This is a genomic window from Verrucomicrobiota bacterium (genome assembly GCA_019247695.1).
GTDB lineage: Bacteria > Verrucomicrobiota > Verrucomicrobiia > Chthoniobacterales > JAFAMB01 > JAFBAP01.
The window spans coordinates 40,341-63,069 of record JAFBAP010000070.1 but is presented as its reverse complement, the minus strand read 5'-3'; the positions used below and the strand labels follow the sequence as shown (position 1 = coordinate 63,069).

At 61.7% G+C, this 22,729-nt stretch carries 14 protein-coding genes and 1 tRNA gene; 10 read left to right on the top strand and 5 right to left on the bottom strand.

The features are described from left to right. The coding region (locus JO015_07400) for a hypothetical protein (GenBank protein MBV9998924.1) at nt 1-1,742 on the bottom strand (1,742 nt) is incomplete at its 3' end. A gap of 150 nt (nt 1,743-1,892) precedes the next feature. Between JO015_07400 and JO015_07395 the strand changes: the two genes are divergently transcribed. Both JO015_07395 and JO015_07390 read left to right on the top strand, forming a co-directional pair. Further along, nucleotides 1,893-3,479: an NAD(P)/FAD-dependent oxidoreductase gene (locus JO015_07395; protein MBV9998923.1), complete on the top strand. Its 1,587-nt coding sequence runs from the start codon at nt 1,893-1,895 to the stop codon at nt 3,477-3,479. A gap of 118 nt (nt 3,480-3,597) precedes the next feature. After that, a tRNA-Tyr gene (locus JO015_07390) sits at nt 3,598-3,680 on the top strand. A gap of 144 nt (nt 3,681-3,824) precedes the next feature. Here JO015_07390 and JO015_07385 read toward each other — a convergent pair. Then, on the bottom strand, nt 3,825-4,769 hold the full coding sequence (locus tag JO015_07385; protein MBV9998922.1) for a C-terminal binding protein: 945 nt from the start codon (nt 4,767-4,769) through the stop codon (nt 3,825-3,827). Between the two features lie 142 nt (nt 4,770-4,911). Here JO015_07385 and JO015_07380 point away from each other — a divergent pair, with 142 nt between their 5' ends. Further along, complete coding sequence (locus JO015_07380; GenBank protein MBV9998921.1) at nt 4,912-7,179, top strand: hypothetical protein; 2,268 nt, start codon at nt 4,912-4,914, stop codon at nt 7,177-7,179. Nucleotides 7,180-7,204: 25 nt separating this feature from the next. Here the strand turns inward: JO015_07380 and JO015_07375 are convergent, their stop codons facing one another. From JO015_07375 to JO015_07365, 3 genes are all read right to left on the bottom strand, one after another. Beyond that, nucleotides 7,205-7,768, bottom strand: a complete 564-nt coding sequence (locus JO015_07375) for a hypothetical protein (protein MBV9998920.1) — start codon at nt 7,766-7,768, stop codon at nt 7,205-7,207. 84 nt (nt 7,769-7,852) lie between these two features. Then, nucleotides 7,853-13,003, bottom strand: a complete 5,151-nt coding sequence (locus tag JO015_07370; GenBank protein ID MBV9998919.1) for a hypothetical protein — start codon at nt 13,001-13,003, stop codon at nt 7,853-7,855. 160 nt (nt 13,004-13,163) lie between these two features. After that, nucleotides 13,164-13,850 (bottom strand): hypothetical protein, encoded by a 687-nt coding sequence (locus JO015_07365; protein ID MBV9998918.1) that lies wholly within the window; start codon nt 13,848-13,850, stop codon nt 13,164-13,166. A 435-nt stretch (nt 13,851-14,285) separates the two neighbouring features. Between JO015_07365 and JO015_07360 the strand changes: the two genes are divergently transcribed. The 7 genes from JO015_07360 (at nt 14,286) to JO015_07330 (ending at nt 22,697) form a co-directional block, all read left to right on the top strand. Next, complete coding sequence (locus JO015_07360) at nt 14,286-15,230, top strand: Kdo hydroxylase family protein (protein ID MBV9998917.1); 945 nt, start codon at nt 14,286-14,288, stop codon at nt 15,228-15,230. A gap of 64 nt (nt 15,231-15,294) precedes the next feature. After that, nucleotides 15,295-16,395, top strand: a complete 1,101-nt coding sequence (locus JO015_07355; GenBank protein MBV9998916.1) for an NADP-dependent oxidoreductase — start codon at nt 15,295-15,297, stop codon at nt 16,393-16,395. A 649-nt stretch (nt 16,396-17,044) separates the two neighbouring features. Beyond that, nucleotides 17,045-18,367, top strand: coding sequence for an ergothioneine biosynthesis protein EgtB (egtB, locus tag JO015_07350; GenBank protein ID MBV9998915.1), 1,323 nt, complete (start codon nt 17,045-17,047; stop codon nt 18,365-18,367). A 35-nt stretch (nt 18,368-18,402) separates the two neighbouring features. Continuing rightward, on the top strand, nt 18,403-19,434 hold the full coding sequence (gene egtD, locus JO015_07345) for an L-histidine N(alpha)-methyltransferase (protein MBV9998914.1): 1,032 nt from the start codon (nt 18,403-18,405) through the stop codon (nt 19,432-19,434). Continuing rightward, nucleotides 19,431-20,165, top strand: coding sequence for an ATP-binding cassette domain-containing protein (locus tag JO015_07340; protein ID MBV9998913.1), 735 nt, complete (start codon nt 19,431-19,433; stop codon nt 20,163-20,165). Before egtD ends, JO015_07340 begins: the two co-directional genes overlap by 4 nt. Next, nucleotides 20,162-21,625, top strand: a complete 1,464-nt coding sequence (locus tag JO015_07335) for an ABC transporter permease subunit (protein MBV9998912.1) — start codon at nt 20,162-20,164, stop codon at nt 21,623-21,625. The genes JO015_07340 and JO015_07335 overlap by 4 nt, the downstream gene beginning before the upstream one ends. A 688-nt stretch (nt 21,626-22,313) precedes the next feature. Next, the gene (locus JO015_07330; protein MBV9998911.1) at nt 22,314-22,697 is read left to right on the top strand and encodes a nuclear transport factor 2 family protein; all 384 of its coding nucleotides are present in this window, start codon (nt 22,314-22,316) and stop codon (nt 22,695-22,697) included. Nucleotides 22,698-22,729 lie beyond the last annotated feature (32 nt).

Below are 22,729 nucleotides of genomic sequence, written 5' to 3'. Positions count from 1 at the left end.
TGCCGGCGCACATTTTGCGGTCCCAGCGTGCGTGACCAACGCGCTTCCTGTCCGAAGAGCCTGACGATTCGTTCCCTGAGCGGTTCCTGCCGCGCTTGTTCCGAGGCCAGTTGGGCGGCAAAACTAAGCAGCTCGTCGATGACGATGGGAAGGGGATTTTCGTCAGCCGAGAGTAAAACTTTTGCGCCGAGCACGGCCAGCGCATAGAGATCGTAGGGGGACGTTAGCCGCGGCAAGAGTTCAAACGGAACCTTGGTCAGCGGCAGACCCGCCATGCGCTCCAGTTCCTTGCCCACGGCAGGTGCGATAACCTGCGGTAACGTCCGGATGCGCACTTCGCGCTCAGCCAAGCCGCGCGGCTTGTCGGGATGCCCGTACACGTCCAGGCTGCCGCCGGCGGCGGGCAGCGTGAGGTGGACCAAGTCGCTCGCGGCCGCCGGCAACTCGTCCTCCGTGGCAAACGTCAGGTCAAGCGCAGTCCTTCCGTCTGCGGAAGGCAACACTTCGCGGATGCGAACCGTTGCCGTCGAGCGCTGGTACACCGGCGTGCTTTTAGGCTGGTAGACGGACGGAGAAAGCGCGTCCGGAGGCAGGAAGTAGGGGAGGTCGGTCTGTCCCAGAGAAACGCGCTCGGCCGCGCTGTCGGCGACCAGCTCGACCCGTGCATTCCAGAACGCCGGCAGACCCGGACCGGGAGCCGCCAGGTGGACCCTGAAACTATCCTGATCTAATCGCAGGAACGGCTGCTGGCGGATTCGCGTCTGGGTTTCAACCTGGCTTATGGCCTGGGTCAGAAGATTAATCTTCAGGAGCAATGTCTCGGTCAGCCGTTCGCTCGGACCAAATCGGCTGTGCAAAAAAAGGGAATCCCCATGGGCCAGATCGTCCGGATCAATCAACCCTTGGTACCAGGCGGGCAGGCACGCAATCACCTCCGGCCTGACGCCGGTCCACGGTTTGCCCGCAAGCAGGTCGGCGTATTCCGGCAGCGCGAATGGGGCGTATGGGTAGATCGACAGGCTGCCGCCGCCGGGGTTGAACACCAGCTTCGGGTCCGGCTGCTTTGGCCACGGATTGACCCCTGCCGGTAAGGGTTCACTCGAAGCAAGCTGGTAAAAATGGGGCTCCGCGGTGTTCTGGTTCCAGAGAAAACGCGATAACGAACCCCGATACGCGGGCAGGCCCGCTTCGAGCAAAACGGAATCGTCCGTGCAGAGCGCCAGCGGTGATCCGCTGTCCGGAGCTTGCAGGTATTCTACCTTCTGGCCGGCAGGCTCAAAAACAATGGGATTAACGGCCGCCCCTTCCCACCCGGTGCGGGGAACGTGTGCGCCGCTGACCTGGCGTCGCACCTGCCAGCGGTCGAGCCAGTGCCGGTCAAACGATTCGTTCGTAATCCGCTCCAACCGGGCGCGGAAAGAAGCGCGCAACCCGGGCACATCCTGCACCCAGACCTCGCACAATTCCAACACCAACCCGTCCCGGTCGCGAATGCAGCCCAGAAAAATCAGGGCGCCGGTCGTCTGGCGCAAAAGAATGAACGGTGAACCGCCGCCGTCCCCCTTCACCAGGATCAGCCCGAAAGACACCGGCGCCGCGATATCCTCAGGTCGAAGCGGAACGGTAAGGGCGTGCTTGGACGGATCGGGGAGGTCCATTGCGGGCATGGCGGCGAGCGTACCACGGCGGGAAGACAGAATCAGCCGCAGAACACGCAGAGAACGCAGAAAAGAAGAAAACATCCACAGATTACACAGATTGCACAGATTAACGGCACACGACGGGCGCAGCCGCTCCGAACACCGAACTCTACTCGGCACTCGGCACTCGGCACCCGGCACTCGGAACAGCTCTCCTTGCGTCTGTCCCAAGAGGCTGCACGTAGTCTGGCAATGGGCGTGTTTGACGTCATCGTAATCGGAGCCGGCCATAACGGGTTGATTTGCGCCTGCTACCTGGCCCGGTTAGGCCTGAAGGTAGGTGTCCTGGAACGCCGGGACATCGTCGGCGGCGCAGTGTGTACCGAGGAGGTCGTGCCCGGCTTCCGGTTCGATGTCGGCTCTTCCGTCCATATCATGTTCCGCAGCACGCCGATCATGGACGAATTGGAATTGGCGGCGTACGGCCTTGAGTACCTCGAGCTTGATCCGTGGGCGTTTTATCCCGTTCCCGGCTCCGATCGTGCCATCAGCTTTTACCGGGACGTTGAGCGCACGTGCGAAAGCATCGCGCAAGTGAGTGCGAAAGACGCAGGGGCTTACCGTGAGTTTGTCCGGACCTGGGGCGAACTCAACGAGGGGGTATGGGACGTCTTCCTTCGTGCCCCGACTTTCGGCGCAATGGCGGGTGCGATCGCCAGGCGCAGCCTGTTCCGTTCCCGGAGCCGCCGGGTCTGGGGTTCGATGGACATCACGCGGGCGCTCTTGGGCAGCTACGGCAAACTGATTCGGAACACGTTCGAGTCGGAGCCGGTGCGCACGGCGCTGACCTGGCTGGCCGCCCAATCCGGTCCGGCACCCGACGAAGTGGCAACTGGAGATTTCGCCGGGTGGCAGGCGATGATTCACAAGCACGGCGCGTGGCGGGCCAAAGGCGGGTCGGGTTCCCTTACCCAGGCATTGGCGAAAGCCTTGCAGGCGCAAGGTGGCCAGATCGTGCTGAATGCGACCGTCCGGCGGGTCACCAGGAGTGGGGGACGCTGGGAAGTGCAAAGTGAAGCCGGTGATTATTCAGCCAGTGCGGTCGTGGCCGCATGCCACGTGGTGACTGCGCTGCGCGACCTGCTCGATCCCGGCCTCGTCGGGGAAAAATTGCGGGCACGGGTGAAAACGATCCAGATCGGCAACGGGTTCGGCATGACCGTCCGGCACGCCGTCTCGGATTTGCCCGCTTACCCCGGCCAGCCGCGCGACCCCCGCGGGGTCAGCCCCGCGCACTCAGCCATGCAGTTGCTCTGTCCGGACCGCGAATACCTGCAGGCCGCTTACCGGGATTACCTTGCGGGCAGGCCGCCCGCTGAGCCCGCAATCTTGGGAATGACGTTTTCGGCCATTGACCCGACCCTGGCGCCTGCAGGTAAGCACGTCCTTTTTGCCTGGGCGCAATACCACCCTTACGAACTCAATAACGGCGAGGATTGGGACGCCATCGCGGAACGTGAAGCCGACAAGATCTACGAGGTCATCTGCCGGTACGCGCCCAACATGCGCGGCACCCTCATCGATCGCCTGATCCAGACGCCCCTTGACCTGGAGCGCCGGCTCGGCCTGTTGCGGGCCAACGTGATGCACGTCGAGATGAGCCTCGACCAGATGTTCGCTTTCCGGCCGTTGCCGGAATTGAGTCAATACCGGACGCCGATCGATGGTTTCTACCTGACCGGAGCCAGCACCCATCCGGGCGGCGGCGTATTCGGCGCAAGCGGCCGCAATGCCGCCCAGGTCGTGGCGAAGCGCTTCGGCCACCGCCGTCTGCGTTAGCGGGAGATAAGCATGGGCGAAAAACCACTTGCACCCGCAGGGCCGTCGCCCTATATGGTGTCTCCCGCTGGTCAGAACACGCCGAAAGGCGCGCTTTACGTACGGCAAAAAACTTCACGGGTAGGTACCGAAGTGGCCAAACGGGGCAGACTGTAAATCTGCTGGCTTACGCCTTCGCTGGTTCGAATCCAGCCCTGCCCATTTTCGGTTAGGTCCGGACCACACGTTCGGTCAGGCTTCACACTCTCGATAAATTCGCCGGCGATTAAACCTGCGCCCGCGTACGCGCGCACGCCTCCATCGGGTGGATTGATCCCGGACGCCCCGCCGCTTCCCACCGGCTTTTCAATGCACCGGGTTGCGGGGCGGTTGTCCCCTCAGCACACGGACGATCTCCTCAATCGCACTCCGGCGCAGTTGGAGGTCGGCTTCCACGGAATACCAGGCCACGTGAGGGCTCAGTACGACGTTTTCCAGCGCGAGCAATTCGGCGGGAACGTCCGGTTCACTCTCAAATACGTCAAGTCCGGCGCCGGAAACCTGCCCGCTTTGAAGCGCTCGGATCAGCGCGGGGCTGTCGATCAGACCGCCCCGGCTCACGTTGATCAGGATCGGCTTGCGTTTCATCTGCGCAATGGCTGCTTCGGAAATGAGATGATGGTTCTCCTTCGAGAGCGGCAGGTGCAGGCTGATGAGGTCGCAGGTTTCAAAAATCTCCGGGAGTGCGGCCTGAGTGACCCCTTTGGTCTGGAACTGCTCTGCGGAAAGGAACGGGTCGAACGCGACCACCTCACGGACGAACGGCTGAATTCCTTTAGCGAAGGCGGTCCCGATTCTTCCAAGGCCCAGGACGCCTGCCCGCAGCGTGCTCAACCGGTGAATGGGCCAGGGGAGCGCGTGACCCCAGCGGCCGCTCCTGACATTTCCATCGTAGGCACGGATCCGCCGGTGCACGGCAAAACAAAGCGCCAGGGCATGGTTCGCCACCTCCTCGGTGCCGTAATCGGGCACGTTGCAGACGAGGATGCCGCGCCTTCGGCAGGCGGCAACGTCGATCACGTCATAACCGACGCCGAGGCGCACGATGACCTTGCAAGACTCAAGTGCCTCCGCGACGCGGGCGGTGATGGGATCAGTGACCGTCAGGATCGCGTCGGCATCTCTCGCTGCGCGGATCACTTCTTCTTCGCCATGCACCGCACAGGGAACTAACTCGATGCCGGCGTCGCGGAGCGGCTGATGCTCGGTCGACAGGTCCTGGTAGGGTGGATTCAGGTAGCAGAGTTTCATTATGGCCTCGACGGCAACGGTTTCAAAATGGGCATGTTCAGCGAGGCCGGCGCGCGGGTGGCCGGACGGTTCGGGTCCGCCTGGCCCAGCGCACACCGGGTTGATCGACGCACCGCTCCGGGGTGAGCTAAGCTGGTCTCCTATGCCGCCGCGTCCGCCGCCAGCCGATGTTTCCAAGCCTGCCTTCATTATCGGCGTAACGGGTCACACCGGCCTTGACCCAGCCGATCGTGACCGGATCAAAGCCGAGGTAAAACGCATCATCCGCTGGGTGGGTCGTCCGGCTGACTCACACGATCCTGCGCTCGGTCCGGGGCTCGGGCTGACGCGGACTCCGCTGATCCTGCTCTCCTCGCTTGCCCCAGGGCCCGGCCAGTGGGCGGTGGAAGCCGCTCGAGAGGCAAACCACCCGGCGGGCCTCCGTATCCTGGCGCCGTTGCCGTTCCCCAAAGACCAGTACCTGCAAACTTCCATCTTCACGCGGGAGGGCGCCATGCGCGATGAAGCGGCCGGCCGGTTCCTGGCGGAGTTCCCGGAGCGCGATACTTTTGTGGTGCGCCTGCCCGAGGAGCTCGATCTGGACGACAACGCCCTGCGTGAAAAGTGCTGCGCCCTCCTCACCAGTGCCACCGGCAAACACGATCGCGACCGCCGTCACCTCGCAGCCGGCGAATACGTGGCTGCCTACAGTGACGTCCTCATCGCGCTGACGGACAAACCCCTGGATGAGGCCGAAGACGCGGTGCGGAATGCCGGCGACGATGTTGGCGCCCGTGCCGTCACGGAGTTGAAGCGTTTTGGGATTACGCCGGGCCTCTTGCCGATCCTGCCGGTTCTGAGCGGGGCCGAGGACGGACCCATTATTCACGTCTATGCACCCCGGAAATCAGAGTCGCCGCCCGCCGGCGGTGCCGCGTTGTCGCATGAACCGGGTGAGGCGCTCGAAGTGCTTTATCCTGACGACTGCCGGCCCAGGGGAGTCAGCGAGTCTGCATGCCATGATCCCCGATGGGTCGAGGCCGGCAGGGAGATTTTGAAGGTCATCACTCAGCACCTCGAACGGCTTAACCATGAAAAGGTTTTTGATCCGGCCCGGGAAGATCAGGCGTTCGCCGAGATGCTGCCCGAAATTACTCATGGCCCGGCAGACGCGCCGCGAGGCCACGCGCTGCCCGCGGCGAGCGAGTCGCTTAGAGCAACCCTGGATCGCCTCGCCCGGTTGCGGCGCCGCGTGGCCGATTGCAGTGCGCATTACAACGCGCGCCTTAACCGGCTGAAGCGCACGCTGTTTACCCTGGCATTTTGCGTGGCGCTTCTCTTTTCGTTGGCTGAATACTGGGAGGCGCCGGCCCCAGGGACACCGTTTCAGCAGGTCTCTTTTCTGGCGGCCTTGGGGTTAACGCTGGCCACCTGGCTTGCTTACTTTCGGTTCAAAACGACCGCGGCGGCCGAACGCTACGACGATTATCGTGCCATCGCGGAGGGGCTGCGGGTTCAGTTTTACTGGACCGCGTGCGGCAGCGGTGAGTCGGTTGCGTCCCGCTACCTGCAACATCAGCGGGGTGAACTCGGTTGGATCCGTAACGTAGTCAGCGCCGTGGCCTTCCCGTACGAACCCAATCGCCTGCAGTTCAACCGGCTATCGCCGGTCGCTCAGCGCGCCGTGCTGCGAAGCATCCGCATCGCCTGGCTTGACGGGCAGCACGCGTATTTCAAAGCCCAAATCGAGCGGCTTACGCACCGTAAGGAAGCGTTTTCGACCCGTGCTCGAGTTCTGCTCTGGACGGGCTTTTTGCTCCAGGCAACCCTCATTTACGTTGCCCAGCACCCCGCGGCTCCATTCCTGTCGCGCCCGCTTGCGCTATTTCCGGTTATTCTGGGCGCGCTGACTCTGGGCGCCCTGCATCTTCTCAAGACCCGCGCTGAACCCCGCGAGAAGGGCTTAGCCTCGAACCACGCCGGCCTGCGAACGGGATCATTTCCAGCGCGGCGCCTGATCACTAACGGCCTGACGGTGATCGCTTTGACCCTGTTCATCCTTGGAACGGTTTACCTGCTCGGGGCGATCGTGCCCTGGCTGCCATCGGCTCGCAATCTGGGCAGCATCCTCAAGAATCTGGTCTTGACCGGCGGCGTTCTCTGCGGTGCCTGGATGGAGGTTAACTTCTTTGAGGAAAACCTCCGCCGCTACGCTTCCATGGTTTCCCTCTTCCAAGCGGCCGGCCCGCGTTTTGACCATTATTTCAACCTGCCCGAACGCGTTCCTCCGGATCAGAAAGCGGCCGCCGAACGGCACGCACTCACCGGCCTCCAAGCCTTGCTGGTCGCGGTGGGCAGCGAAGCGCTTTCAGAAAACGCCGAGTGGCTGATAACCCATCGCGTGCGGCCGCTCGAACCGGTGAGCGCGTGAACAGCAAAGCCGCGCAGTCTGACCGTTAAGGCCCGTTCAGGCGGAGCCAGTTAACATCCGCCTGGCCGATGTTAGCGTCGATATCAGTCTTGAAATTTTTCAACGCAGCCGCGTTACCGCAGACGTACAGCTTGCCGTTGTAAACGGTAAAGGCCTCCGGACCTTCGACGTCGGCCAGTACTCCCTTGGCGAGGCTGTAAGCACAGAATCCGCCATAGCTGGGCGCGTACTTCGCGGGATCCTTGTCAAACTCGGCCTTATCCGCTGGCGATACGAACAGGTAGGTAGCACCCCGATAGGTGCTCGTGAAGGTGGGATTGCCCGCGACCGGCTTTCGTTGTTTGAAGTAGGCGACCGGATCGTACCCCTTCAGAATCACCCCTTGGCTATCTACGTTGATTTTTGTTGCCAGACCGCCTTTCGGATCATTCGGTGCGGCTTGCTCAGGCGAAATTACCGGCCTGTTCCCCGGAGCGGGCCGGGCCGGCTCCGGCGCTTGCTGGGCGGAAGCGCTCAGCGAACAATTTACCGCAAGGACAAACGCGGCTGCGATGCAAGCGGCCGCCCGTGGATACAGGGGGATTCTCATACCTGAGCTCGAATCGATTCGACCTATTCTACACGCGAGGGATAGTTAAAGGAACGTTTTTATTTGAGGTGCGGGCAGCCGGTCTCATCGAGGTATCGCCTCCAGGATTTTCGATCGAACTTGCCTGGCGGTCAGGTCCGCCGGGCTGGCGAGAAGCGCGTGATCAACCGCCACCAGGGCGAGATCGGGCCGATGTTGCGCCAGCAGCATCTCAGCCGCGCGCGTGCAGATAACGCTGTTTTTCGGGAGGTGCGCCAGACCGAATGAGCGAAGGAAGTCGGAGCGCTTGGAGTCAGTCTCAGTCCCGGCCAGCGCAATGTGAAGCAAGGGGTGATCGGGACGGAAGGCCAACGCGTTCCGCATAGATTCGTCGGCGATGCTCGGATTTGTCAGGAGCACGTTATCCACCCATTCAACGATCGTGACATCGCTGGCGGGAAAGATGGTTCGATCGGTTCCGGCGCTAAAGAACCAACGTATAAAGCGGGTTCCCGGACGGAGGTCCCGCGCCGAGTCGTTGAGCTGGTTCGTCCATTGAGATCTGGATTCCTCATCGACCGTAACGAGCGAGCCATCGTCTGAAAATCGGAGTCCGCTTGCGATCGCCGAGAGCGCTTCGACTTGCAGCAGATCGGTACCGGACATCGAGCCAGGCAATGCTTTTACCTGTCGAGCGAGTTCGGCCGGGGTAGCCACGTCCCAAAGCTTGACGGTCTTGTCCCAGCTCGCCGTCAGGACCCGGGTCCCGTCCGGACTAAAAGCAGCCCATCGGACCGCATCCTGATGAACGAAGGAGGCAAGCCGCTTGCCTGACGCCGCGTCCCAAAGGTTGGCGCGGTTATCTGCGCCGGACGTCAGAATCCGGGCGCCATCCGGACTGAATGCTCCATGGTACACATTCGCTTGATGATCGAAAGACGCCAGGAGCTTGCCGGAAGGGGCCTCCCAGAGCTTGGCTGTGTGGTCTGCGCCGGCTGTCAGGATCCGCGTGCCGTCGGCACTGAAGACCGCCTCGCTGACCTCATCCTGATGGGTAAAGGTGGCGAGGAGTTTGCCCGAAGCCGCTTCCCAGAGCCGGGCACGATGGTCTGCGCCGGCCGTCAGGACGCGGGCGCCGTCCGGGCTGAACGCAGCGGTGTTGACCGTACCCTGATGGGTAAAGGAGGTGAGGGGTTTGCCGGAGGCGGCCTCCCAGAGCCTTGCGGCTTTATCGGCGCCGGCCGTGAGAATCCGTGTACCGTCGGGACTGAAAACCGCGGTATTTACCGCGTCCTGATGCTCAAAGACGGTGAGGAGTTTGCCTGAAATCGCGTCCCAGAGTTTAGCGGTTTTGTCCGCGCTGGCCGTGAGGATGCGGGCGCCATCGGGACTCAACGCCGCGGTATTTACCGCATCCTGGTGCTCAACGGAGGTGAGAAGTTTACCCGACGCACTGTCCCAGAGCTTGGCGGTTCTATCCGCGCTGGCCGTCAGCATCCGTGTGCCGTCCTGGCTGAACGCCACGGCATTGACTCCGTCCTGGTGAGCAAATGAAGTCAGCAGTTTACCGGAGCCTGTATCCCAGAGTCTGGCCCGGTGATCTGCGCCTGCCGTCAGCACCCGGGTGCCATCGGGACTAAACGTTGCGTCGTTAACGACGTCCTGATGGTCAAACGAGGCGCTGAACCCACCTGAGGCCGCTTCCCAGACCTTGGCGGTTTTATCCCAGCTCGCGGTCAGGATTCGAGTACCGTCAGAACTGAACGCCACGGTGCTTACGGCGTCCTGGTGAGTGAAGGTTGCGAGCAGCTTGCCTGAGCCCGCTTCCCAGAGCTTGGCCGTTTTGTCCCAGCTCGCCGTCAGGACCCGCGTGCCGTCGCGGCTGAACGCCCCGGATGCGACTACATCCTGGTGGGCAAAGGAAGCCAGGAGCTTGCCTGAGCCCGCTTCCCAAAGCTTGGCCGTTTTGTCCCAACTGGACGTCAGGACCCGCGTGCCGTCCGGGCTGAACGCTGCGTTGTACACTGCCTGGTCATGCGTAAAGGTCGCCAGCGGTTTTCCCGATGGCGCATCCCAGAGCCGGGCCGTTTTGTCTCTGCTGGCAGTCAGGATCCGTGAACCGTCCGGGCTGAAGGCTGCATGGTAGACGGCTCCCTGATGAACAAGCGAGGCGAGCATCTCGCCCGAAGCCGCGTCCCAGAATTTGGCGGTCTTATCCGCGCTGGCCGTCAGAACGCGCGTGCCGTCGGGACTAAACACCGCCTCGTTCGTTTCATCCTGGTGAGTAAAGGAAGCGAGGAGCCTGCCTGAGGCTGCGTCCCAGAGTTTGGCGGTTTTGTCCGCGCTGGCCGTCAGCACCCGCGTGCCGTCGGGACTAAACGCCACGGCATTAACCGTACCCTGGTGGGTAAACGAGGCGAGCACCTTGCCCGAAGCCGCGTCCCGGAGTTGGGCGGTTTTGTCCGCGCTGGCCGTCAGGATCCGGGTACCGTCGGGGCTGAACGCCGCGGCATTAACTGCATTCTGGTGGGCGAAGGCGGCGAGGAGCTTGCCCGAAGCCGCGTCCCAGAGCTTGGCGGTCTTGTCCCAGCTCGCCGTCAGGACGCGTGTGCCGTCGGGACTGAACGCTGCGGCGATGATCACTTCCTGATGGGTAAAGGCGGTGGTGAGCCGGGGAAGCGCGTTCTCACGGTGAATGATCAACTCGTGGAAGAAGCGTTCGGAAGCCACTTGATTCGCCGGGTCGAACCTGATCGCACGCGCGAGAGAGGCGATGGCTTCCTGCCACTCGCCCATTTGAAACTGGCGCTCGGCCTGATTGAAGCTTGCCCAGCTGGCCTGCCGCAGCTGCTCCTTCAGCTTCACCGCAATCTGTGCTTCCGATGCAAACGCCAGCGCCGCACTCCGGCGCTGGCGCTCAGCCCGGAGCCATTGAACGCCGGCGACGATCGCAAGCCCGGTGATCGCCGCCATCACCGCGTAACGAATCCGCTCCTGGACGTGTTTGCGCCGTCGCCGCTCCGCAAGACTTGCCGCGACGTAATCGACTTGTGCCCGGCTGAGCGACGGTTTGAAATCTTTGAGGAGCTTTTCGCCTTCCGCCAGGGGTAGTCCCGGTCCGAGCAGGTCGTCCCGCTGTTTGCCGCGGCTCAGCCAAAGCTTGAGGCTCGCATCCAGGCGGTCCCGCATGCGCAGGAACTCGCGGTTTTCGGCCAGCCATTCTTTCACGCGCTGCCATTCCCGGAGCAGCGCCTCGTGCGCGACGCTTACGGTGACCTCGCCTTGGGGGTCGGTGTCGGCGACCAACAGCCGTTCCTTGATGAACAGGTCGATGAAGCCCTTCGCACCGGCATTCTGATCCTGGCCCATGCCCTCCGCGGTGACGAAATCACGGTAAGGTACCGTCCGGCGGTTGGGCACCTCTTCCTCGCCCTGACCCAGCGTGACCAGGTACCGCATCGCCAACGGAAACGCCCTTTGCTCATGCGGTTGCAGCGTGAGGAATACCGCTTCGGCATGCTTGGCGAGCGCGCCTTTTAATTCCCCCAGTCCGCGGTAGTCCGACCACCGGAGCAACCCGTCGCTGCGAGCCGCCTGCGCGTCGTACAGCAGTGATAAAACGTGCTCGAGCAGGGGCAAGGATTCCGGAGTCGCCGAAGCGGCGTCGCAAAGTGCTTGATCCAGGTATTGGCCGGTGGCCGGCTCCGGTTCGAAGCGCAGGCCGGCTGCTTCGGCCGGCAGCCGGATCATGTTCCCGATCTCGTATGCCGCAGGGGGCCGCAGGTCGACTTTCCCACGCGGACGAGTAAGCTCGATCAGTTCCGGGAATTGCTGATAGAAGGGGTAAAAATCACTCCGTAACGTCGCCAGGACAAAGACCCGGCCACCGTGCGCCAAACCGGCAAGCGCGGAGATATAGCCCTGCCGAACCTCCGGTGAAAAGCCGGTCGTGAACAACTCCTCGAACTGGTCAACCACCAATGCCAATCGGGCTTTCGGCAGTTCGAGCCCCTCCCTCTGCTGCCGGGCCAGCTCCGCGTCGGCAGACCGGCCTGCGGCCCGCAGTTGCCGCTCTCGTTCCTCCAGGGAATGGCACTGCTGGATTTTCCACTCCCGCGCAGCGTGGTCGAGCGCGTCCCGGACCCGGAATGCGACGGTGCCGGAGTGTTGCCTCAGTTCGGCCGCCAGATCACGGACTGCGTTCGGCGATTCCGGATCCTCCAAGGCCGGCAGCGCAGGGGCTTCCAGCAGCGCGGCCGCCAGCGCATCGAAACAATCCCCGTCGCCTCCGCCCGCTCCGGGTCTGGTGATGGCGCGGCGCCAGAATCCGATTCCTTCAATCGTTTCGGGTTGCGTCAACAACGGAAGCACGCCCGCGCACGCCAGCGAGCTCTTGCCCGAACCGCTGGCACCCACGATGAGCACAAACGGCCGTTGCATCCTGGCTTGCTCTTCCAAGGCCTCCAAGACTTCCCCGATGGCTTTGGTTCTGCCGTGAAAGATCGGCGCGTGTTCGAAATCGAAAAACTGCAGGCCGCGGAACGGGTTATGTTTCCAGCGCCGTACCTGGCCGCGGCCGCCCACCAGCTGGCGCCGGCGCTCACCGGAAAGCTGAGTGGAGAGAAAATCCCGGAAATGCTCGCGAAAGAGCTGCTCAAACTGCTCAAGACTCCGGTAGTTATTGAACGCACCAATGTACTGGCCTTCACTATCTTTCAGGAGAGCCGCAAAGAATGCCTGGAGCGCCTTCCATTGCCGGAGAAATTCTTCAAGTTTTTCCGGCGGCTCGAGGGGCGGGTTAGGCTGGCTCCGGTTGCGGTAGACGTGCAGTGCCGGAATGCCGGGCGTTTTCTTGCGTTGCGCCTGTGCCCAGGCAACCTCGTAATCCGTCCCGGACTGAGGCTCACTCCCGTCCGGCATCCTGAAGCGGGGATGCAACTTCGTTCCGAGGCGCGACCACAGGATACAAATCACCAGGTCGAACTGAGCCGTATTGGGAATCTGGTCCTGGTAGGGGAGTTCCAATGAAAATCGCTGGTATTCCCAAAAGTAGGGGCAAAGAATCACCTCACCCGATTCCGGTTCGCTGGAATCGCTCGATGATGCCGGCAGCGGTTCGTCGCGGAGAAGGTTCGAATATTGAACACTGACCGGGATCCCCAGTTCTTCGGCCGTCATCCGGATCAGGCGGTCCGCGATCGTGCGTTCCGCCTGGACATCTCCTGGCGAGGAAACAAAAACCCGGATGGTTTTCATCAGGCCTAGGAACGGTGAAGCTCCGTTTGACTCCATTCCCCCAGCCCGCACTGGTCCTCAAGTGGCGAGGCCCCGCCGCTCTTCTGCCGGTAACATTTGCAAATGATGAGAACCGGCGCAAGACAAACCCGGGCGTGGTCCGCCGGTGAACGGCTTCGGCTTACCGGTGCTGGTTTCGCGGTCCGCCGAACCGTGGCACGAGCATGGGGGTAGCGCGACGGTACCGGTCAAAGGCCGCACCATAGGCCCCTTCCAACCGGCTGTCCTCGTGCAGGGAGCCCACGATGCCGTACAGACTCGTCCACAGGGCGAGCGCGAGACGGTTAACCGTCATCCTCGGGAAGGCCCACAGGGCCACCATGACGCCGACGTTTTCAGGGTGTCTCACGTTGCGAAACGGCCCGAGTTTTTCCGGATGCTTGAGCGCCTGCAGCGGCGGTCCTTGGGCGGCGGCCTCCGGAGGAGGATCACCACCCCGCAAGTAGGCAACGAGTTGCGGCAACCCAAGGATCCGGTCGAAGCCGGTAACGCTCAGCGCGCGTATCAGCAGGCCGATACCGGCCAACTGCATGAGATTAAACGCCCAGGCCCATGGCTTCGGGACCCGGTAAAGATCCCGGTCCCGCAACCGCTGGAAAGCAACGGCCGCGACCAGCGTGGTGAGCACTGATTGGCCGATGTAAAGGGGGCGATAGAGGCCGTTGCGGGCGCGTTCGCCCAGCAGCCTGGCAAACCCCTGCTTTACGGCGGCGGAAGCCAGCAAGCTGTGAACGACGCCGTACAGCAGGAAAAGCAAGCTCACCTTGAAGGCGCTGCCGGTCTGGTGCGAATCGGATCGTGCGTGCATAAAAACGGGGCCGTGGTGCCGGGTCATGGCAAAGGTGGCCATTCTCACATCGCGCGAGCCCTACGGGTCCGGATGCGTGGCACGGCGGTCGGGACGATTAGCGCTTCAGGTAAAAGCGGGTAAAAGCGCTTGGGCGTCCGCCCGGACGCAGCGCACGACGTCGCCGGCCGGTTCGGGATCGCATCCGGGGCCGGGGCAAGCGCGGGAGCACGATTGACGGGGACGGGGGCCTGCATAAGTGTTGGTTCAACTTTATAAGTGTGTAACCAAGGCCGGCAAACTCCATGAACACTGTCCCGCGCTGCGCGGCGTTTCCCTCGCGGCCGAAGTCAGGGCACGGAGGGCGTCAACGGCCTCTAGCCCGGCCGCCCATACGGCGGATCCGGAGCGCAGGACGGCAGAAGCTTGCCCCCAAGATTTCAGATCCAATGATATATGGCACTAATCGAAATTTCCGATTTTAATACCCCCGGCGGTTGGACCGATCCGCAATCCTCAACCCAGCGCAGCCGGGATTGTTGCCGGCAGCTTGAAGAAGGGAACATCCTTTTCTTTCGCCACATGCCCTTCGAGATGCCGAAAGCCGACCTTGAATTCCTTACCGGGGTGAAGCAGAGCGATTCGGCCCTCCACAAAAACATCTCGTACCGGCCGAAAGGGGACGTGCTGCGGGGAGTTGGATCGGCTCCCCCGGAAGCGACCGAGCGGCTGCACCAGGTCATGAGGTCCTACTCGCAAAACGTGACCGCATTCATTTCGCGCCTGTTGGAACCGTATGCCGGCCGTTTTCGTCACGATTTCGCAAGTTACCGCGCCATTGAGGAGCAAGGCCGCGACCTGCCGGTACATCGCCGCAACGACCTGATGCACGTGGACGCCTTTCCGACCCGGCCTACACGGGGCGACCGGATTTTGCGCTGCTTCACCAACGTGAACCCTGCAGAATCGCGCGTCTGGGTAACGGGCGAACCGATGAGCGTGCTCGCCCAGCGCTTCGCGCGGGACGCCGGACTCTCCCGCATGGCGGCCCAATCATCCTCTCCGGCCGGTCGCCTTCGCAGGACGTTACGGCACGTTCTTGGTCCCCTGGCAGGAAAGGGCGCGGCCCAGCGCACCGCTTATGACGAGTTCATGCTGAGCTTTCACGATTACCTGAAGGAGCGCCAGGATTACCAAGCCGAAAAACAAGGGAAGTTGAGAACTGAGTTTCCGCCGTTCTCCACCTGGATCGTGTTCACTGACGGGGTGCCGCACTCGGTTTTAAGCGGACGGCTCGCCCTCGAGCAGACCTTCATCATTCCCCTCAGTGCGATGATCCTGCCCGAGAAATCTCCCGCCCGGGTTCTGGAAAAACTCGCCGGCCAGCCGCTGCTCACATGACGCGTGTAAACGGTGATAATGCCGGCGAGTTGCTTTTGTCCGGTACCGCTGAGAAAGGCAGTCCATGAGTCCTCAACCTGCCAATGCGCCCGGATGGCAACCGCCGGCCAGGAACCGCCGGATTCTGCTCGCTTCACGTCCCGGCGGCGAACCCTCAACGGAGAATTTCCGGCTGGTCGAGACTGATATTCCCGACCCTGGCCCGGGCCGGATGTTGCTGCGAACCATTTACCTTTCCCTCGATCCCTACATGCGCGGCCGGATGAACGCCGGTCCCTCGTACGCACCCCCGGTTGAGGTCGGGGAGGTGATGGTCGGGCAGTCGGTGTGCGAGGTTGTCGAGTCGGACGTCCCCGGCTGCCATCCCGGCGACCTTGTCCTGGCGGCAAGCGGGTGGCAGGACTATTCGCTGTCTGATGGTGCCGGAACGCAAAAGATCGATCGCTCGCTCGGTCCGATTTCTTATGCGCTCGGCGTTCTGGGCATGCCCGGCCTCACGGCTTACACCGGTTTGCTGAATATCGGTAAACCCCGACCCGGAGAAACCGTCGTCGTCGCCGCGGCCGCCGGCGCGGTCGGTTCGGTTGTGGGCCAGGTTGCCAAAATCAAGGGCTGCCGGGTTGTCGGCGTTGCCGGGGGCCAGGAGAAATGCCGTTACGTTCGGGACGAACTCGGGTTCGATGCCTGCCTTGATCACCGCGAGCCGGATCTGCCGGAACGCCTGGAGGCGGCTTGTCCGAACGGCATCGATATCTACTTCGAGAATGTCGGCGGCCCCGTTATGGATGCGGTGTTGCCGCTGTTGAACAACTTTGCCCGTATCCCGGTCTGCGGCCTGATCGCTCACTACAACGCTACCGAGTTGCCGCCGGGGCCTGACCGCGTTCCGCTGTTCATGCGCGCTATCCTGACCAGGCGGTTAACCTTTCATGGGTTTATCGTCTTCGACTACGCTTCGCAATATCCCGAGTTTATCACGGACATGAGCGGGTGGCTCAGCGAAGGCCGGGTCAAGTACCGCGAAGATGTCACGGATGGGCTGGAAAATGCGCCGCGTGAGCTGATCGGTTTGTTAAGAGGTGAGAATTTCGGCAAAAAGATTATCCGCGTAAATCCCGATCCGCTCGAACGGCAGCAGCCTGCGATCAAACCTGCGGAAGGATAACAAAATTTCCGTAACCGGCGTAATACCATTGACACATTTATCTCGGTAGAATGTCGGCTCGGGGGGCGTCGGCGCCGGAGGATGCTGCGTACTTGGTTGAAATGCCTTGGGCCCAACGGGCCGGTAGAACATAGCCCAGGGTTTAGCCCACTGCCATTTAGTTAAGGGCCGCTGGATGGGGGCGCTTTCGTCTCGTAGGGCCGGCTGAGGTTAGCCAGGGACTTTTAGTCCCTGGACGGGGCGTTTAAGAGCGATCGCGTCCCGTCGGGAAAGGGGCGGCGGAAGGCGTTGCTCGCGGGTTCTACCGCCCCTTCAGGGCTCACGTCATTTTACGGTTACCAAGGGTAAACCCTGGGCTATGTTCTGCCGCCCCTTCGGGGCTGAGACCCGGTCGGATAGGGGTAACGCTGGCAGGGCGCCCGGGAAGGAAGACGTAGTTTTACCTCTGTATCCGTCGAAATGGTGTAAAAATTGTTTTCGCCTCGGCCTGCAAAACGCTAGGCGTCGGAGGGGCGTCGTGAGTGCCAGGGATTGAGTTGAACCGCCCTGAGGTGATCCGATGATCCGATGCAACCAGCCCTTCCTGGTGCCCCGGCCAGTAACGCCTTTTGGATTTGTCGCGGACCATTTCTGCGGTAGGGTTTCAACCATGCCTTTCCCACCAGTGACAGCATGGACGGAAACTGCGCCTGGCGCTTCGACACCTTTCGAGAACACTGGCAACGGCAGCCAAGTCGTTTCTGCATACTACCGCGTTCGAGATTTTAGCCGAAAGCTTTGTGCAACGCTTGAGCCTGAGGACTGCGTCGTCCAGACGGTGCCCGAAGTGAGTCCGACCAAGTGGCACCTGGCGCACACGAGTTGGTTTTTTGAGGCATTCGTACTCAAGGTAGCGGTGCCCGGTTACGCGTCCATTAGCCCGGAGTACGCCTACCTGTTTAATTCGTATTACAACGCTGCCGGCAAAATGCACTGCCGGCCGAAGCGCGGGCTGATCTCGCGTCCCACCCTACGCCAGACATGGGAATACCGCTCTCGCGTTGACGCGTTCATGGATCGCGTTTTTGAAGATCCGGATCTCACCGAGAAATTTGCCCCGGTCATCACCCTGGGGCTGCACCACGAACAACAACACCAGGAGTTGATGCTGACGGATATCAAACACGTTTTCTCAGAAAACCCGCTGCGCCCCGTGTTTCGTGAGCGTCCACGGTTGGCGGCCTCGCCGGTTCCCCCGCTCCGGTGGCAAACGTTCACGGCGGGGGTGCACGAGATCGGGTACAACGGCGATGAGTTTTGTTACGATAACGAGGGGCCGCGGCACCGGCAGTTTGTTGAAGGTTTCCAGCTTGCGTCGCGGCTCGTTACTAACGGCGAGTACCTTGACTTCATCGAAGACGGCGGCTACCAGCGGCCCGAGTTTTGGCTTTCGCTCGGCTGGTACACCGTCAATGAACAGGGCTGGGAGGCACCCCTCTATTGGGAACGACGCGACGGAAGCTGGTCCACTTTCACGTTGTCGGGCACGCGCGAACTCAATCGCAGCGAGCCGGTCTGTCACGTCAGCTATTTTGAGGCCGATGCATTTGCGCGCTGGGCCGGAGCGCGTCTGCCGACTGAGTTTGAGTGGGAGGTCGCGGCGGCGGATTTGCCGCGGGCAGGAAACTTCGCGGACGACGAAATCTTTCATGCAAAGCCGCTCGATGAAACGGCCACTGATGAACCCTTTGCGCAAATGTTCGGTGATGTGTGGGAATGGACGCGCAGTTCATACGCGCCCTATCCGGGTTATGCGCCCGTGGCCGGTGCACTCGGCGAATACAATGGCAAATTCATGTGCAATCAGTACGTGCTGCGCGGCGGCTCGTGCGCGACTTCCCGGTCACACATCCGCAAGACGTACCGCAATTTTTTCCCGCCCCAAGCGCGGTGGCAGTTCATGGGGATCCGCCTGGCCAGAGATGTGGACTAACGGCCTGCAAATCGGGTGGCGGCGTACTTTTCCCCATGAAACCTGACGACCACGCGATTGCCGGGAACTTTCACGATTTCGAACCTTCGCTGGATGCATTTCGCCGCGAAGTGGTGCGCGGTTTGTCAGAACGCCCAAAACGCATCGCACCGAAATTCCTTTACGATGAGACCGGCTGCAAACTTTTCGACGAGATTTGCCGGCTCGACGAGTATTATCCCACCCGTACGGAGACAAGTATCCTTCGGGAGAATGCCGCCGAGATTTGTGCAGCACTCGGCCCCGGGTGCCGGTTGGTCGAGTTTGGCAGCGGCAGCAGTACCAAAACGCGCATTTTGCTCGACCGCCTTTCCTCGCCGGCTGCGTATGTGCCGGTCGACATAGCGCGGGAGCATTTGTTGCGATCTTCGGCCAGCCTTTCACGCGTTTACCCGGGTCTGAGCGTGTTGCCGGTATGCGTTGACTACACAGCGGACTTCAGTTTGCCGCGCATGCCGTCTGCGCCGCGCCGGACGGTTGCGTTCTTTCCCGGCTCAACGATCGGCAACCTGGAGCCGGCGGAGGCCGAGCATTTTCTCCGCCGGGTTGCGGCACTCTGCGGCCAGGGCGGGGCATTGCTGATCGGCGTGGACCTGAAGAAGGACCGGCGCACCCTGGAGCGCGCCTACAACGACGCCCGTGGTGTGACGGCGGCGTTTAATCTCAACTTGCTGACGCGCATCAATCGCGCGTTTGGCGTATCCATCCGGAGCGAATCCTTTCGGCATCACGCCTTTTACAACGAAGCATTCGGCCGGATCGAAATGCACCTGGTGAACGGGGCCGAACAGACCGTACAATTAGACGGCGCCGAAATTGCTTTTGGGCGCGGAGAATCCATCGGCACGGAACACTCGTACAAATACTCCGTCGAGGACTTTGAAAAGCTCGCGGCGCGATCGGGATGGACGCTCGAAAGCTTCTGGGTCGATGCCGGCCGTCTGTTTAGCGTGCTGTACCTCGTCGTTGACCGGTACGGAGCGTGGCCCCGCGTCAACGGCGGCGATCCCGTAAGCCCCGCGAGATGATTGAACTCAAATCAGTCAGCAAAGCGTTCGGCGCGACGGTAGCCCTCCACGAAACCGACCTGTCGGTCGAGGCAGGAAAAACCACCGCGCTCATCGGCCCGAGCGGCTGCGGCAAGTCAACGCTTTTGCGATTGATCATCGGATTGCTCAAGCCGACCACCGGCATCCTCACCGTCGACGGCCAGCGCGTCTCCCCGACGAACATCCTCGAGCTGCGGCGGCGTATCGGGTACGTGATTCAGGAAGGGGGGCTTTTTGCGCACCTGACGGCTGCGCAAAATGTGCTGCTGATGGCGAAACATTTGAAATGGCCCGTCGCGCGAATGGAAACCCGGTTGCACGAGCTCTGCGAGCTGACGCATTTCCCCGGAAATGGCCTCGGACGCTACCCGGTCGAGCTCTCCGGTGGCCAACGTCAGCGCGTGAGCCTGATGCGTGCGCTGATGCTTGAGCCCAGGGTGCTGCTTCTCGATGAGCCGCTCGGCGCACTTGATCCGATGGTGCGCGCGCGGTTACAGGAGGAGTTAAAGGAAATTTTTCATCGGCTCCGCCAGACCACGGTGTTGGTGACCCACGACATGGCCGAAGCCGCGTTTTTGGCCGACCGCATGGTGTTGCTCAATGAAGGTCGCATCGTCCAGTCCGGAACCCTCGATGACCTGCGGGTCAGGCCGGCGTCGGCGTTTGTCCGGGAATTCGTGAATGCGCAGCGCGCGTTAACGACGACATGAGAGGGACGGTCGCGATCTTGCTCGTTCTGGCGTTCTGCGCTGCCGCACCGCCGAAGCCGGTGGCTGTCGGTTCGAAGAAATTCACCGAGTCCTACGTGCTGGGCGAGCTTGCCAAGGCCGTTTTGCAGCGCGCGGGATTTACCGTTGAACTCCGGCAGGGGATGGGTGGAACGATCATTTTATGGCAAGCCTTGTGCGGCGGCCAAATCTCACTCTATCCGGAGTATACGGGCACCATCGGCGAGGAAATTCTAAGGGCAAAGGAGCCGCTCAGCGTAGACAGCATGCGTGCGCCGCTTCGCCAACAGGGCATCGGTGTGACAGGAGAGCTTGGTTTCAACAACACCTACGCGCTGGTGATGACGCGGCAGCGCGCCGGCCAGCTCGGTATCCGCAAAATCAGTGATTTGCGGCAACATGCCGACTTGCGAGTGGGCCTGACGCATGAGTTCCTCGACCGGCAGGACGGCTGGGTGCCGCTGAGCAGGCGCTACCATTTGCAGATGGATGATGTGCGCGGGATCGATCACGCGCTCGGCTACGCCGCGCTGGCCGGCGGCTCACTCGATCTCAAGGACGCCTACGCGACGGATGCCAAGATCGTCGAGAACGACCTCGTCGTCCTTGACGATGACCTTCATTTTTTCCCGCAGTACAAGGCGGTGTTTCTCTACCGGCTCGACACCGATCCACATGCGGTTGCCGCGCTGGAAACGCTCGCAGGCACGTTGGACGAGGGGCGCATGACGCGCCTCAACGCCGAGGCGGAGCGGACCAAGGACTACGCGGGAGCCGCGGCGCTCTACTTTGGCGGCGCGCCAAGGCGTGCGGATGGTAACCTCGCAACGAAAGTGGCGCACTGGACCCTGCGCCATTTGGAGCTCGTGGGAGCCTCGCTGCTGCTCGCCATCATCGTCGGCCTGCCGCTTGGCATCCGCGCGAGCCGGCCCGGCCCGGTCAGCAACTTCATTCTGGGGGCATGCGGGATCATTCAAACCATCCCGTCGCTCGCGTTACTGGCGTTGCTCGTACCAGTCCCGTTTTTCGGGATCAGCCCGGCAACGGCGATCTTTGCGCTGTTTCTGTACAGCCTGTTGCCGATCGTCCGCAACACCGCCACGGGCCTTCAGGACATTCCCGCAGCGGTCCGGGACTCGGCCGCGGCGCTTGGCTTGGAGCCGCGCGCGCAGCTGCGCAAGGTATTTCTGCCGCTGGCCTCGCGTACGATCTTGGCAGGCATAAAAACCAGCGCGATCATCAACGTGGGTACCGCCACGCTCGCCGCGTTAATCGGGGTCGGCGGGCTGGGGGAACCCATTCTAAGCGGGCTTAACCTCAACGACTCCAATACCATTCTGCAGGGCGCAATTCCCGCCGCATCACTCGCGTTGCTGGCCCAGGTTGGGTTTGAGGCGTTGGATCGTGTGGTCATTCCAAAAGGTTTGCGTCTCAAGCCGTGAGTGTGTGGGTCGGCCTTGCGCTTCCGGGGCACACAGCCGGTTCGGCAAAAGTGAGGTACAAGGTATTTTCGTTTTGCCTGTATCTGGAGACCAAATTTGCGGCCCTGGCCTCTTACACCATTCAGACGGTTATCTCGATAGAATGCCGACGGGGGGTGCCGGCGCCGCAGGATGCTCCGTACTTGGTTGGTGGAAATGCCCGGCCCGTTGGGCCTGGACCGTTTATACGGTCTAATAGGTGTAACACCGGCACGGCATCTGGGAAGGAAGAAAAAATTTACCTCCATGGCCCTCGAAATGGTATTACGGGCTCCAGCCGAAATTTCGCGCGCGAGTAAAGGGGGGATTGCCAAGGATACAGTTGCGCGTTTTTGTACTTGCGATCCGGCCGCGCCGCACTTTCAGCCGTCAGTTCCTGGGATGGCGTACGTTGCTGCCCTTGCTTTCTAACTACCGGGCGATGGACACCTTCCCTTTTTGTAGTCAGCGATACGTTGTTCCCGGCACCCGTTACCCGTTACCCGTTACCCGTTACCCGTTACCCGTTCTCCCTCAGGGCACGAGTGGAAGAGATTAGTCAGGGAATCAAGACGCGGCAAAGATTTAATTCGGTTGTGGAGACCGGCGTGCCTGGGTTTATTCCAAGAGGAAGGTGAACATGAGAGCCAACCAGCACCTGGAGCAGTCCATGCAAGAGGAACAAATACGTGAAGCCCTGAATACGCACTGGCACGCGTCGGCAGCCGGCGACGCAAACGCGGAACACGATATTTACGCTGACGATGCCATTTGTGATTATCCCCAGTCAGGTGAACGAATCCTTGGGAGGAACAATTTGCAGGCCTTGCGAAGTCATCATCCCGGTAAGCCGTCGGGCTTCAACGTCAAGCGAATGCTCGGAAACGGTGATCTCTGGATCACGGAATACACAATCACGTACCAGGGGCGACCAGCATACACAGTGAGTATTATGGAGTTCCGCAACGGAAAGGTCGTGCGCGAGACACAGTATTTCGCGGATCCCTTCGAGGCGCCGGCCTGGCGGAGCCAATGGGTTCAGCAGATCATGTGAGGCCACACTGAGGCCGGATTGAACCCCGATCG

Coding starts and splice junctions, on each gene's coding strand:
- JO015_07330 (MBV9998911.1), top strand. CDS start 22,314: ATGCAAGAGGAACAAATACGTGAAGCCCTGAATACGCACTGGCACGCG.
- JO015_07340 (MBV9998913.1), top strand. CDS start 19,431: ATGATTGAACTCAAATCAGTCAGCAAAGCGTTCGGCGCGACGGTAGCC.
- JO015_07360 (MBV9998917.1), top strand. CDS start 14,286: ATGGCACTAATCGAAATTTCCGATTTTAATACCCCCGGCGGTTGGACC.
- JO015_07370 (MBV9998919.1), bottom strand. CDS start 13,003: ATGAAAACCATCCGGGTTTTTGTTTCCTCGCCAGGAGATGTCCAGGCG.
- JO015_07385 (MBV9998922.1), bottom strand. CDS start 4,769: ATGAAACTCTGCTACCTGAATCCACCCTACCAGGACCTGTCGACCGAG.
- JO015_07365 (MBV9998918.1), bottom strand. CDS start 13,850: ATGCACGCACGATCCGATTCGCACCAGACCGGCAGCGCCTTCAAGGTG.
- egtD (MBV9998914.1), top strand. CDS start 18,403: ATGAAACCTGACGACCACGCGATTGCCGGGAACTTTCACGATTTCGAA.
- JO015_07355 (MBV9998916.1), top strand. CDS start 15,295: ATGAGTCCTCAACCTGCCAATGCGCCCGGATGGCAACCGCCGGCCAGG.
- JO015_07395 (MBV9998923.1), top strand. CDS start 1,893: ATGGGCGTGTTTGACGTCATCGTAATCGGAGCCGGCCATAACGGGTTG.
- egtB (MBV9998915.1), top strand. CDS start 17,045: ATGCCTTTCCCACCAGTGACAGCATGGACGGAAACTGCGCCTGGCGCT.
- JO015_07380 (MBV9998921.1), top strand. CDS start 4,912: ATGCCGCCGCGTCCGCCGCCAGCCGATGTTTCCAAGCCTGCCTTCATT.
- JO015_07375 (MBV9998920.1), bottom strand. CDS start 7,768: ATGAGAATCCCCCTGTATCCACGGGCGGCCGCTTGCATCGCAGCCGCG.
- JO015_07335 (MBV9998912.1), top strand. CDS start 20,162: ATGAGAGGGACGGTCGCGATCTTGCTCGTTCTGGCGTTCTGCGCTGCC.